This window comes from Paenibacillus sp. J31P190 (assembly GCF_059692075.1).
Window position 1 is genome coordinate 209,547 of the sequence record NZ_JCAUAS010000009.1, and the last position, 12,596, is coordinate 222,142.

The 12,596-nt window shown below is 47.7% G+C and carries 11 protein-coding genes and 1 riboswitch; of the genes, 8 read left to right on the forward strand and 3 right to left on the reverse strand.

Annotation, left to right across the window (positions count from 1 at the left end; all coding sequences use genetic code 11):
* The 6 genes from pyrC (at window position 1) to AC58U0_RS18035 (ending at window position 7,702) form a co-directional block, all read left to right on the forward strand.
* The gene (gene pyrC, locus AC58U0_RS18010) at window positions 1-1,284 is read left to right on the forward strand and encodes a dihydroorotase (protein ID WP_497380349.1); all 1,284 of its coding nucleotides are present in this window, start codon (window positions 1-3) and stop codon (window positions 1,282-1,284) included.
* Window positions 1,285-1,473: 189 nt separating this feature from the next.
* The gene (gene carA / locus AC58U0_RS18015) at window positions 1,474-2,646 is read left to right on the forward strand and encodes a glutamine-hydrolyzing carbamoyl-phosphate synthase small subunit (RefSeq protein WP_497380350.1); all 1,173 of its coding nucleotides are present in this window, start codon (window positions 1,474-1,476) and stop codon (window positions 2,644-2,646) included.
* Window positions 2,633-5,842: a carbamoyl-phosphate synthase large subunit gene (gene carB, locus AC58U0_RS18020; RefSeq protein ID WP_497380351.1), complete on the forward strand. Its 3,210-nt coding sequence runs from the start codon at window positions 2,633-2,635 to the stop codon at window positions 5,840-5,842. The genes carA and carB overlap by 14 nt, the downstream gene beginning before the upstream one ends.
* A gap of 95 nt (window positions 5,843-5,937) precedes the next feature.
* A complete protein-coding gene (pyrF, locus tag AC58U0_RS18025; RefSeq protein ID WP_497380426.1) occupies window positions 5,938-6,627 on the forward strand; it encodes an orotidine-5'-phosphate decarboxylase in 690 nt (229 codons plus the stop codon).
* 39 nt (window positions 6,628-6,666) lie between these two features.
* Complete coding sequence (pyrE, locus tag AC58U0_RS18030; RefSeq protein WP_497380352.1) at window positions 6,667-7,308, forward strand: orotate phosphoribosyltransferase; 642 nt, start codon at window positions 6,667-6,669, stop codon at window positions 7,306-7,308.
* 87 nt (window positions 7,309-7,395) lie between these two features.
* Window positions 7,396-7,481, forward strand: a riboswitch (cyclic di-GMP riboswitch).
* Between the two features lie 20 nt (window positions 7,482-7,501).
* Window positions 7,502-7,702, forward strand: a complete 201-nt coding sequence (locus AC58U0_RS18035) for a putative motility protein (RefSeq protein ID WP_261305801.1) — start codon at window positions 7,502-7,504, stop codon at window positions 7,700-7,702.
* A 406-nt stretch (window positions 7,703-8,108) separates the two neighbouring features.
* Here AC58U0_RS18035 and AC58U0_RS18040 read toward each other — a convergent pair whose 3' ends face one another.
* Entirely contained in the window at window positions 8,109-8,981 is an 873-nt protein-coding gene (locus tag AC58U0_RS18040) for a LysR family transcriptional regulator (RefSeq protein WP_497380353.1), read from the reverse strand.
* 123 nt (window positions 8,982-9,104) lie between these two features.
* Between AC58U0_RS18040 and dapA the strand changes: the two genes are divergently transcribed.
* Window positions 9,105-9,986, forward strand: a complete 882-nt coding sequence (dapA, locus tag AC58U0_RS18045) for a 4-hydroxy-tetrahydrodipicolinate synthase (RefSeq protein WP_497380355.1) — start codon at window positions 9,105-9,107, stop codon at window positions 9,984-9,986.
* 13 nt (window positions 9,987-9,999) lie between these two features.
* Window positions 10,000-10,404 (forward strand): RidA family protein, encoded by a 405-nt coding sequence (locus AC58U0_RS18050; protein WP_497380357.1) that lies wholly within the window; start codon window positions 10,000-10,002, stop codon window positions 10,402-10,404.
* 195 nt (window positions 10,405-10,599) lie between these two features.
* On the opposite strand, the gene AC58U0_RS18055 is transcribed toward AC58U0_RS18050, so the two are convergent.
* On the reverse strand, window positions 10,600-11,112 hold the full coding sequence (locus tag AC58U0_RS18055; protein WP_497380358.1) for a GNAT family N-acetyltransferase: 513 nt from the start codon (window positions 11,110-11,112) through the stop codon (window positions 10,600-10,602).
* A gap of 24 nt (window positions 11,113-11,136) precedes the next feature.
* Complete coding sequence (locus AC58U0_RS18060; RefSeq protein WP_497380359.1) at window positions 11,137-12,513, reverse strand: dipeptidase; 1,377 nt, start codon at window positions 12,511-12,513, stop codon at window positions 11,137-11,139.
* Window positions 12,514-12,596 lie beyond the last annotated feature (83 nt).

The window sequence follows — 12,596 nt, forward strand, 5'->3', positions numbered from 1 at the left end:
ATGGGTATTTGGATCTTAAACGGACTTACCGTCGATGTAAATAATGTACAAGCGAAGAAACACATTTTGGTAGAGAATGATAAAATTGCAAAGGTTATAGAAGCAGTAGAAGGTTCGGCTCCACAAACCGAAGGCCATGAAGTCATTGATGCCTCAGGTAAACTGGTGACTCCAGGATTCATCGATATGCATGTCCACCTGAGAGAGCCTGGCTTTGAACATAAAGAAAATATCGCGACCGGAACACGTTCCGCTGCAAGAGGCGGCTTCACAACCATTGCTTGCATGCCCAACACAAGACCTGTGATCGATACTGTTGAGACGGTGAACTACATATTGGATAAAGCAGTGACGGAAGGTGTCGTCCGTGTTCTCCCATACGGCACGATTACGAAGAACGAGCTTGGCCGCGAGTTGACCGATTTCGCCGCGCTGAAAGAAGCGGGCGTCATCGGCTACACCGATGACGGTGTCGGCGTGCAAAGTGCGCAAATGATGAAAGATGCAATGGCTTTGGCTGCATCGATCGGTATGCCAATCATCGCGCATTGCGAGGATGACACGCTTGTGGTCGGCGCGCCGGTAAGCGAAGGAGCGTTCGCGAAGAAGCACGGACTGAAGGGAATCCCGAACGAGTCCGAGGCGATTCATGTAGGTCGCGACGTGCTGCTAGCCGAAGCAACGGGTGTTCACTACCACGTGTGCCACGTAAGCACCGAGCAGTCGGTTCGCTTGATCCGACATGCGAAGCAGTTCGGCATTAAAGTGACTGCCGAGGTATGCCCGCATCACCTCGTGCTGTCAGATGAAGACATTCCAGGGCTTGACGCCAACTGGAAGATGAACCCGCCGCTGCGCACGCCGCGCGACGTGCAGGCTGTCATTGAAGGTTTGGAAGACGGTACGATTGATATTATCGTGACGGATCACGCGCCGCACACCGAAGAAGAGAAAGAAAAGGGCATGATGCTGGCTCCATTCGGTATACTCGGCTTCGAAACTGCGTTCTCTCTGCTGTACACGAAATTTGTGCTTACAGGTAAATGGTCATTAGGCTTCCTCGTAGACCGGATGACGAAAAAACCTGCCGACGTATTCGGCCTTCCATACGGAACACTGGAAGTAGGCAGCGCAGCTGATATCACCATCGTGGATTTGGAAACAGAGCGCGAAGTTCTCAAAGAAGAGATCGTTTCACGCAGCAAAAACACGCCATTCATTGGCTGGAAGCTGCAAGGTTGGCCGGTTGTTACAATCGCTTCTGGTAAAGTGGTTTGGTCATAAATCGTTCTTAAATAGCGTTGTATTCAAGCATAAATCCGCATTAAGATCTATACGCAGATCGAAAAATCGTGTATATTTATACAGAATGATTGCTTTTTATGCAAATCTTATGCAATACACAAAGAAGTTGTAGGCATGACATCTACGGTTCGTGAGAATCGTTGACAATAGCGAAGGAGTTGAAAGAACATGCAGGCAAGATTGTTGCTGGAAGACGGCACTCTTTTTACAGGAAAATCGTTCGGTAGTGAAGGTGAATCCGTCGGCGAGGTAGTATTCAATACAGGAATTACAGGTTATCAGGAGGTGCTTTCCGATCCTTCCTACTGCGGTCAAATCGTGACCATGACGTATCCTTTGGTGGGGAACTACGGTGTGATTCGGGATGATTTTGAATCCGTACGTCCATTCATTCATGGCTTTGTCGTTCGTGAGCATGAAGAGATTCCTAGTAACTGGAGAGCGCAATATACACTGGGTAGCCTGCTGAAAGAATACGGCATCGTTGGGATCAGCGGCATCGATACGCGCATGTTAACACGTAAAATTCGTCATCACGGCGTTATGAAAAGCCTTTTGACAACATCCAATAAATCCATTGCTGAACTGACTGAGATCCTAAGAGGAACGCAACTTATGACGGATCAAGTCGCTCGTGTATCCACAAAAAGTGTATACGGCGCGCCTGGACACAAAGAACGTATCGTTCTCGTAGACTTCGGAGCTAAAAGCGGAATCATCCGCGATCTAAGCAAACGTGACTGCGACGTTGTTGTTGTACCTCAAGATGCTACAGCTGAACAAATTCGTCGCCTTGCGCCAGACGGTGTTCTGCTGTCTAACGGCCCTGGGGATCCGAAAGACGTACCTCACGCTGTCGAAATGATTAAAGGTTTGCTCGGCGATATCCCGCTATTCGGCATTTGCTTGGGTCATCAGCTGTTTGCACTGGCTTGCGGTGCAGACACAGACAAATTGAAGTTCGGTCACCGCGGCGGTAACCACCCGGTTAAAGATCTTGTATCTGGACGCTGCTACATTACATCGCAAAACCATGGCTACACGGTTAAGGAAGAATCCGTTCAAGGAACTGACCTTGAAGTGACGCACATCAACAATAATGATCGCACTATCGAAGGTTTGAAACATAAGAAATACCCTGCCTTCTCGGTTCAATATCACCCTGAGGCAGCGCCGGGGCCATTTGACTCCAGCTACTTGTTCGATGATTTCATCTCGCTGATTCGTCAGCACAAAATCGATAACCCACAGCAGCCGCGCCAAGCGCAAATGCTTGCACAGTGGAAAGCTTCCACGGCATCGACATCTGTGAAGGAGGAACTGCAATATGCCAAAAAATAATACACTCAAAAAGATTCTCGTTATCGGTTCCGGTCCTATCGTCATCGGTCAGGCAGCGGAATTTGACTATGCAGGTACGCAAGCTTGTCAAGCGCTTAAAGAAGAAGGCATGGAAGTTATCCTGATCAACAGCAACCCTGCTACGATCATGACAGATACGAACATGGCGGATAAAGTATATATCGAACCGATTACTCTTGAGTTTGTTACGCAAATCATTCGTCAAGAACGTCCGGATGGTTTGCTTCCAACACTAGGTGGTCAAACTGGTCTGAACATGGCTGTTGAACTAGCTCGTGCGGGTGTTCTAGAAAGCGAGAACGTGAAGCTTCTGGGAACACAGCTTACGGCGATTGAGAAAGCAGAGGATCGTGACCTTTTCAGAGACTTGATGAGAGAATTAGAGCAGCCTGTACCAGATAGCGTTATCGTAACGACGGTTGCTCAAGCGGTAGATTTTGCTAACGAAATCGGCTTTCCAATCATCATTCGACCTGCCTACACATTAGGTGGAACGGGCGGCGGTATCTGTAACACGATGGAAGAGTTGACGGAAATCGTAGCTTCCGGTATTCGTTACAGCCCAATCGGTCAATGTCTAGTAGAGCGCAGTATTGCGGGAATGAAGGAAGTCGAGTACGAAGTCATGCGTGACGCGAACGATAACTGCATCGTGGTATGTAACATGGAGAATTTTGATCCAGTTGGTGTACATACCGGTGATAGTATCGTTGTAGCACCAAGCCAGACTTTGTCGGACCGTGAGTATCAAATGCTGCGTTCGGCTTCGCTGAAAATCATTCGTGCCTTGAACATCGAAGGTGGCTGTAACGTACAGTACGCGCTTGATCCGCACAGTTTCCAATACTACGTAATCGAAGTTAACCCGCGTGTGAGCCGTTCCTCAGCGCTTGCATCCAAAGCAACAGGCTATCCGATTGCGAAGATGGCTGCTAAAATTGCGATTGGGTACACGCTCGATGAGCTAGTCAATCCAGTAACAGGCCAAACTTATGCTTGCTTCGAGCCAGCTTTGGATTACATCGTTTCCAAAATTCCACGTTGGCCGTTCGATAAATTTACAGCGGCAAACCGTAAGCTGGGTACGCAAATGAAAGCGACTGGCGAAGTTATGGCGATTGGCCGTACATTCGAAGAGTCCATTCATAAAGCAGTTCGTTCCCTAGAGATCGGCGTACACCGTTTGTTCCTAAAAGAGACGGATCTTATCGATCAAGAAACACTCGAGTACCGCCTGCAAAAGCCTGACGATGAGCGCCTGTTCTTACTCGCAGAAGCGTATCGCAGAGGTTACACCGTGGAACAATTGCAGAATTTGACGAAGATTGACTGGTGGTTCTTGAACAAACTAGACGGTCTGATTAAATACGAGAAAGAGATTGCAGCTAGCGAACTTACAAACGAGCTGCTATTCGAAACGAAGCGTAAAGGCTTTACAGACCGTGCGATTGCTGAGATTCGTACTCTGGCTGGTTGTTCGACATTCACCAAAGAAGCTGAAATCAGAACGCACCGTTTGAAGCAAAACATCAAGCCGGTTTACAAAATGGTTGATACTTGCGCGGCAGAATTTGAAGCTTCAACGCCATACTACTATTCAACTTATGAGCAAGAAGATGAAGTTACGGAAACAACAAAAGAAAAAGTGGTCGTATTGGGCTCCGGTCCGATTCGTATCGGTCAAGGGATTGAGTTCGATTACTCCACGGTTCATGCGGTTTGGGCGATCCAAGCGGCAGGTTACGAAGCGGTTATCATCAACAACAACCCAGAGACCGTATCAACAGACTTCAATACGTCCGATCGCTTGTACTTCGAGCCTCTGTTCTTTGAAGATGTGATGAACGTGATCGAACGCGAAAACCCAATCGGGGTTATCGTTCAATTCGGTGGTCAAACAGCGATTAACTTGGCTGCACCTTTACACAAAGCTGGCGTACGCATTCTCGGTTCCGATCTGGAAAGTATCGATACAGCGGAAGATCGCAAGAAATTCGAAGCCTTACTTAGCAAGCTTTCGATTGCTCAACCACCAGGCGGCACCGTTACATCGGTTGACCAAGCTGTGGGGACAGCGGCGAAATTCGGGTATCCGGTTATCGTTCGCCCATCCTACGTCCTAGGTGGACGCGCAATGGAAATCGTCTACTCCGATGAAGAATTGCTGAGCTATATGGAATATGCTGTGAAAATCAACCCTGAACATCCGGTCCTGATTGACCGCTACATGCTTGGTAAAGAGGTTGAGGTGGATGCCATCTGCGACAGAGAAACGGTTCTAATCCCAGGGATTATGGAACATGTTGAACGCGCAGGGGTTCACTCCGGTGACTCCATCGCAGTTTATCCGCCGCAATCCATCTCAGATGAGATTAAACAACAAATTATCGACATTACGACGAAAATCGGCCTTGAGCTGAACGTAGTTGGTCTGGTCAACATCCAGTTCGTTATTCATAACGATGAAGTGTATGTGATCGAGGTCAACCCTCGCTCTTCCAGAACCGTGCCTTTCTTGAGCAAAGTAACGAACATCCCGATGGCGAACGTGGCTACACGCGTTATTATGGGACAAAAGCTGGCTGATATGGGCTACCAAGGCGGTTTATGGCCGGAAGACAAGTACGTATCGGTTAAAGTGCCAGTGTTCTCCTTCGCGAAGCTGCGCCGTGTAGATACGACGCTCGGACCTGAGATGAAATCGACGGGCGAGGTTATGGGGCGCGATATCAATTTTGCCAAAGCACTCTATAAAGGCTTAATTGGAGCGGGGATGAAAATTCCTGCAGCAGGATCTGTCGTAGTAACAGTAGCTGATAAAGATAAAGAAGAAGCGATTGAAATCTTAAAGGGCTTCTATCGACTTGGATATAAAATCATTGCAACAGGCGGAACGGCAGCTGCGATCGAACAAGCTGGTCTTCCAGTGACGACCGTTCACAAGCTGAGCGAAGGTTCGCCTAACATTCTGGATCTTATCCGCAGCGGTGATGCACAATTCGTTGTGAACACACTGACGAAAGGTAAAGAGCCAGAGCGTGACGGCTTCCGCATTCGTCGTGAAGCGGTTGAGAACGGTGTGGTTTGTATGACATCACTTGATACAGTAAGAGCGCTTGTTAATATGCTTGAAGCGATCAACTTCTCCTCACGTGCAATGCCAATTCATGTCTAAGACTATGCTTACGAAGTCAGTTTTGCTAAAGCAAAACTCTAAGGAGAGTGACGAACTTGAGTACACTAACTCGCACAGATGTTACTGGACGCATTATGGTCGCTTTGGATTATGCGAACGCAGAAGGTGCTGAAGGGCTGCTCAAGCAGCTCGAAGGCATCCCTTGCTACGTGAAGGTGGGCATGCAGCTGTTCTATGCTGCGGGTCCTGGCTTCGTAGCGAGTCTGAAGGATCGCGGCTACAAGGTGTTCCTCGATGTGAAGATGCATGACATTCCGAACACGGTCAAAGGCGGCGCAGAAAGCGTGACGCGCCTTGGGGTTGACGTGTTCAATGTCCATGCTGCCGGAGGCAAGCAAATGATGGAAGCCGCCTTGGAGGGTGTCGACAAGGGGTTAGCTGTAGGTGCTTCGCGCCCGATCGTTATCGGCGTGACACAATTAACCAGCACCAGTGTACAGGTGCTGAATGACGAGATCGGCCTGACCGGTACGGTTGAGCAGGCCGTCATTCGTTATGCCCGCTTGGCGCATGCTGCGGGGCTTCAGGGTGTCGTCGCATCACCGCTTGAGGTGACCGCGATTAAGGCAGCATGCGGTGACGGGTTCGTCACCGTGACGCCAGGCATTCGCCCTGCGGGAGCCGACGTGGGCGACCAATCGCGCATCATGACGCCAGTTGAGGCGTTCGCGCAGGGGACGGATTATGTCGTGATCGGTCGACCGATCACAGGCGCAGCGGATCCAAGAGCAGCAATTGAAGCGATTATCGATTCAATCGTTTAGCATGCTTGGTCTAACAACGGAAGGAACGGTGGTAGGAACATGAGTCAACTCGAAACAATCGCGCAGCATATTGCAGCGTCATTATTAGATATAGAAGCGGTGGCACTTCGACCGCAGCAGCCTTTTACATGGACTTCTGGCCTGAAGTCGCCAATCTATTGTGACAATCGTCTGACGATGTCACACCCAGCTATACGTGAAGCGATCGCCGACGGCTTCGCAGCTTTGATTCAAGAGAAATTCCCGGATGCTGAGGTTGTTGCTGGTACGGCAACAGCGGGCATTCCTCATGCCGCTTGGGTTGCTCAGAAGTTAGGTCTCCCGATGATCTACATTCGTGATAAAGCCAAAGGACATGGCAAGGAAAACTTGATTGAAGGTACTGTGAAACCAGGTCAAAAGGTGATCGTGATTGAGGATCTGATCTCTACGGGTGGCAGTTCTTTGAAAGCAGCTATTGCTGTCAAAGAAGCTGGCGCTGTAGCGCTGGGTGTGCTCGCGATTTTCTCCTATCAGCTAGATAAAGCTACCGATGCATTCCAAGCTGCTGATATGCCGCTGTACACACTTTCCAACTACTCTACACTGCTTGAAGTGGCTCTGGAGAAGGGGAAAATCAAACAAGAAGACATGGAATTGCTTCGTTCTTGGAGATCGAATCCTGCTGCGTTTGGTGTGTAGGTCTGTATCTGCTTAAAATGAATTGCGAGGATTGACGAATTGTGTAAGTATATTCTATACTTGATAAGTGCTAGGTACTGCCTAACATCTGCGAAATGGCAAATGACGCGAAAGCGACAGACGCAAAGCTATAGGGGCTACTCGGTTACACCGTATGCTTGCCAGCTACCGAACGATGAGAGGAGGAGTGCTCGTGAATATCAATAGTGTTCTAACTGCGATTAGTGGTGGAGACGCTTTGAAGCAAGCCGTTGGCATTCAGCTTTTAAGCAAAGTAAGTGATATGCAAGCAGCTTCATCTAGTACTTTAGTACAGGATTTTGCTAAATCCCAACAGCTGGTTACCGCTTCAGCGACACCGCATTTGGGTGGCAATCTCGACATCCGCATATAGTTCATAACGGAAGAAGCTCTACCTTTACGAAAAGGAGAGCTTCTTTTTTGATTATATAATTAATATGTTTTGGGTTAGGTGAGGAAATCAAAGCAATGCAAAGCTTACTCCCTCCTGTTGTTTGTTTTCTCTTCTGTGGGAGAACTTACAGTGTAGAGCGACGGGCCTAGATAAAGCAACTTAGCATGTGAGAACTCTGATGGCTTTTTTATAGAAAAGAGATCGTCGATTCATTCGGCCAACCTTACTCTACATTGAGGTCTAAAATCGAATCGCAACAAATGGGTTCGAAATGAAGTACAACTATAATTTTGCCAAATAGCCTTTAGGCGTGTAGCCAGTATAGCCCATCTAAACTTCACTAAGCTGCTGATCGACTCTAATCCGTTTTTCTTTCTGGATGAGGTTAACCTTGTGTCAGTTGTTGAATAAATGTTTGCAAGGGCTGGGACATCCACTTTTTGGGGTGAAGCAGCAGTTGAAGGTCTAATTTTAAGTCTGAATGTGAAAAAGGAAGATGGGCAAGTTTTCCTTGTTCCAGTTCGTTCTGTACTGCAATTTGGGGCAGCAGGGCGATACCTAGCCCATTCATGACGCAGTGTTTAATGGTTTCTAAATTGCCGAGTTCAAAACCAATTTGAAGCGGGACTGCATGATCTTTTAGTAACTTTTCAAACATACCTCGATAGATACAGCCCTCTTCTGTAACGATAAATTCGGCTTGCTGAAAATCAGTTAGCTGTATTTGTGTTCGTTTCGTTAGCGGATGCCCAAGCGGTGCCACCAAAACTAAAGGTTCTTCCCTGACCTTTGTACAGGTAAGTGTGGTATCTGCAGGATAACGATCTAGTAGGAGTCCAATGTCATAGTCCCCATCTCTTACTTTGGTAATGAGGGAAGCTTCACTATCAGGGAAGAGCTGGATATTCAGTCCAGGAAATTGTTGTTTCAGCACATGTAAATAGGGTGGTAAATAATAAGCCGCGAGTGAGTTAATCGTTCCGATCGTCAGTGTTCCGCTGACTTCGCTTGTTATCATTTCTTTGGATTGATCATAGAGGTCAAGCATTTGCAAGACTAGCTTTAGCAAGCTTTCACCGGGTGCAGTTAACCGAAGCTGACGCCCGTATCTTTCGAAAAGAGGGACTCCATATTCTCGTTCCAACTTCTGTATTTGCATCGTAATACTCGATTGCGCATAGCCCAATTCTTCAGCAGCTCGTGTAAAGCTCTTTCTCCGTGCAACCTCCCGAAAGGTTCGGAAATAGGTTAAATCCATGGGAACCCCTCGCTTTATTATCAAAATTTTTGATGAGTCTTATCATTTATTATAGCTAACTGTGATCCAATGATCCATGCTAAAGTGAATATACAAATGAATGAGGACTGGGAGATGATTGGAATGTTAAGAGAGAAAGACTTACACGGGATCTATGTTCCCATTATTACGCCGTTTGATGAGGAATACGAGGTGGATGCATCCTCTTTTTATAATCTTGCTTTTAATTTATTTCAAGATGAGGTAAACGGACTGGTCGTCAATGGGACAACAGGGGAATCGCCGACGATTACGAATGAGGAGATGGCGATCTTATTCGATACGGCACAAGCAGCTCGCGAGGCTGCGCAAGTAGATGCTTCACTCATAGTAGGTACAGGAACGAATGATACGTTGTCCACGGTAAAAAAGACGGAGGCTGCTGGGAAATTAGGGGCTGACGCCGTTTTAGTCGTCGTGCCTTACTATAATAGGCCGAGTCAGCAAGGGATCATTGAACATTTTCGCCGGGCAGCCAGCGTTGGTGTGCCTGTCATTCTATATGAAATACCGCATCGCACAGGAGTGACGTTGGAACTTGATACCGTGCGTACGATACTTGAACTCGATGGTGTCATAGGTATGAAAGACAGTACGTCTAACACCCGATTGGTGTCTGAGCTTACTCGTCTAGGCTCCAAGCCCGTCTTGTGTGGGGAGGATTCACTGCTTTATGAGGCGCTTAGCTCCGGTGCTAAAGGGGTTATGAGTGCGTCAGCGAACGTAATGACTGAGCGGATTGTATCGTTTTATCAGCATTTTGAAGCTGGACAACACGAGTTGAGCAAAAAGCTATTCGATGAGTTGCTGCCACTCATTCGATTACTTTTCGAAGAGCCAAATCCAGCACCTCTCAAATGGCTGCTTGAGCAGCAAGGTGTCATTGAATCCGGAACACTTCGGTTGCCGCTGCTTTCGGTGACAGAAGGCTTGCAGAAGAAGTTAGCTGCTTATTTACAAAAATGAGAGGAAGAGGGTTATGAATCGTACTAGGGTATTTACAGGCTCACCTTGGGAACCGGTTGTAGGCTATTGTCGGGCGATTCGGGTGGGGGACTGGATCGAAGTTGCTGGCACAACTGCCATGAGGGATGGAGAGGTTGTTGGCATTGGTAATCCGTATGAACAAGCGCGGTTTGTCCTCCAGACGATTGAGCAGGCGCTGCAAGAACTCGGGGGGCAAATGTCAGATGTGATTCGAACACGTATGTATGTGACGGATATTTCGCTATGGCAGGAGTTCGGCAGGGCGCATGGGGAGTTTTTCCGCGACGTGCAGCCCGTGGCAACGATGGTTGAAGTGAAGGCTTTAATAGATCCTTTGTTGTTGATAGAGATTGAGGTTGAAGCCCTGTTGGTAGAGGAAGCTTTGAGAGGCTTGTAGTAAGGTTTATTAGTACAAATAAGCGCGGGAAACGCGCTTACAGCGAGAGCTCTGCGAGCCGAAGTTCGCCGACAGAGTCTGAGAAGCCGGAAATGGACTTCTCAGCTACCAAAACATATAAATTCTATTAAAAAAAGCGCTTGTCCCCTTAAAAGGCGATTTGAAATCGCGGGCATAAGGGGAAAGCGCTTTTGTTTATTTATATCCTACACGTTTACCAAGAATGATGAGGTCGCGTTCGATTCCGTCAAGTTCAGCAACGCCAGGCAGATGGGCCCAATTGGCGAAGCCGAATTTACGGAAAAGGTGGAGGCTGGGATCATTATGACCGAAAATGAAGCCGAGCAGTGTCTTCAGTCCCAGCTTTGGACTAGCCTCTATTGCGTGCTCCATCAGGTAACGACCAATGCCTTGGCCGCGAAAAGCTTCATCGACATAAATGCTGACTTCTGCTGTAGCGTTATAGGCGGGGCGGCCATAAAAGGACTGAAAGCTGAGCCATCCACAAATGCCGCTGCCGTTTTCCAATACCCATAAAGGGCGGAAATCCGCTGAGTGCTCATGAAACCAGCCTTCGCGACTGGCAGTGGTCACGGGTTCTGTATCAGCCGTAACCATGCGTCCTTCAATGGTAGAATTATAAATTCGTACAATTTCTGCTAAGTCTTCCAAGCTGGCATCGCGGATCGTTAGGTGATTCGTACTCATGTTAAGGATCTTTCCTTTCCGTGTTTATTTACTCATTGCGGCTAGTTTCAGCCAGAAACGGCTGATAGTCTCTGTACCTTTATCCCAATTGACCAAATGGAAATGTTCATTCGGTGCATGCAGGTTTTCACCTGGCAAACCAAAGCCAAGCAGCACTACGGGGGCGTCTAATACACGTCCCAACACTTCAACAATGGGGATTGAACCTCCGCTTCGAGTATATACAGGCCAAACGCCATAGGTATCCTCATAAGCTTCCGCAGCTGCTACCATAACTGGCTCGTCAATTGGCGTAATAAAAGGATTTCCGCGCAGCTGGCGGTCTAGGGTCACTTTTACACCAGGCATCGAGATAGCGAGGATATGATTTTCAACCGCATCCATGATTTCCTCGGGTACTTGTGCGGCAACGAGACGGCAAGCTATTTTTGCGCTGGCACGATTAGGAATGATTGGTTTAATGCCTTCACCCTGAAAGCCGCCGCTCACGGACGTGATTTCCAAGGTCGGTCTAGATGTTGTTTGTTCGTAGAACGAGAACCCTTTTTCCCCATATAGTGTTTCAACATGTAAGTCCGATCGGACCTTGTTAGCGTCGGGTTCTACTTGTTTAAAGGCTTCGCGTTCTTTGTCTGAGAGCTCAATGACGCGATCATAGAAGCCTTCTACGGCTACTCGACCATTTTCATCATGAAAGGAACTCAGCACCTTCGATAAAGCGTGAATCGGATTTTGAACAGCGCCGCCGAACAGGCCCGAATGGAGGTCACTATTTGCGCCATCGACCGTAATTTCAAACCCAGCTAGTCCGCGAAGACCATACATAAGGGCAGGTTTTCCTGGTCCTTGCATTTGTGTATCGGAAAGAACAATGGTATCAGCTTGTAATTTATCTTTATACTTTTCAACGAAGGCAGGTAGATGCTTACTAGCAATCTCTTCTTCGCCCTCAATACAAAACTTCACATTAACAGGCAGACTGCCGTGCGTTCGTAAAAAAGCTTCAATTACTTTGGCATAAAGCAGCAATTGCCCTTTATCATCGGTGCTGCCGCGGCCAAATAGCTTGCCATCTTGAATCATAGGCTCAAATGGGGGTGTGTTCCACAGCTCTAGCGGCTCAGCCGGTTGAACATCATAATGCCCGTAGACAAGTACAGTTGGCTTACCCGGAGCATGCAACCAGTCTGCGTAGACAACGGGATGTCCCCCAGTAGCCATAATTTCAATGTTCTCAAGACCGGCTTGTTTCAAAGATTGAGCCGTCCATTCTGCACAACGAATCATGTCTGGTTGATGCTCGGCGACAGCACTTATACTCGGAATCCGCAAAAACTGCATTAATTCCTCTATGTGTTGATCCCTTTGCTCATTCAAATAGGTTTTGATCGTTTCAATCATGTTTGATTTCTCCTTCTTTGTAAGCCATTTAGATTGTTGCTTCTTTTAAGTTCCCCAAATGCAAGTAAATTCCTGCAATTAAG

What these genes read in the sequence shown, in the direction of transcription:
- AC58U0_RS18050 (WP_497380357.1), top strand. Translation starts at nt 10,000, where the DNA reads ATGAATCGTACTAGGGTATTTACAGGCTCACCTTGGGAACCGGTTGTA.
- dapA (WP_497380355.1), top strand. Translation starts at nt 9,105, where the DNA reads ATGTTAAGAGAGAAAGACTTACACGGGATCTATGTTCCCATTATTACG.
- carB (WP_497380351.1), top strand. Translation starts at nt 2,633, where the DNA reads ATGCCAAAAAATAATACACTCAAAAAGATTCTCGTTATCGGTTCCGGT.
- pyrC (WP_497380349.1), top strand. Translation starts at nt 1, where the DNA reads ATGGGTATTTGGATCTTAAACGGACTTACCGTCGATGTAAATAATGTA.
- AC58U0_RS18060 (WP_497380359.1), bottom strand. Translation starts at nt 12,513, where the DNA reads ATGATTGAAACGATCAAAACCTATTTGAATGAGCAAAGGGATCAACAC.
- pyrE (WP_497380352.1), top strand. Translation starts at nt 6,667, where the DNA reads ATGAGTCAACTCGAAACAATCGCGCAGCATATTGCAGCGTCATTATTA.
- pyrF (WP_497380426.1), top strand. Translation starts at nt 5,938, where the DNA reads ATGGTCGCTTTGGATTATGCGAACGCAGAAGGTGCTGAAGGGCTGCTC.
- AC58U0_RS18040 (WP_497380353.1), bottom strand. Translation starts at nt 8,981, where the DNA reads ATGGATTTAACCTATTTCCGAACCTTTCGGGAGGTTGCACGGAGAAAG.
- AC58U0_RS18055 (WP_497380358.1), bottom strand. Translation starts at nt 11,112, where the DNA reads ATGAGTACGAATCACCTAACGATCCGCGATGCCAGCTTGGAAGACTTA.
- carA (WP_497380350.1), top strand. Translation starts at nt 1,474, where the DNA reads ATGCAGGCAAGATTGTTGCTGGAAGACGGCACTCTTTTTACAGGAAAA.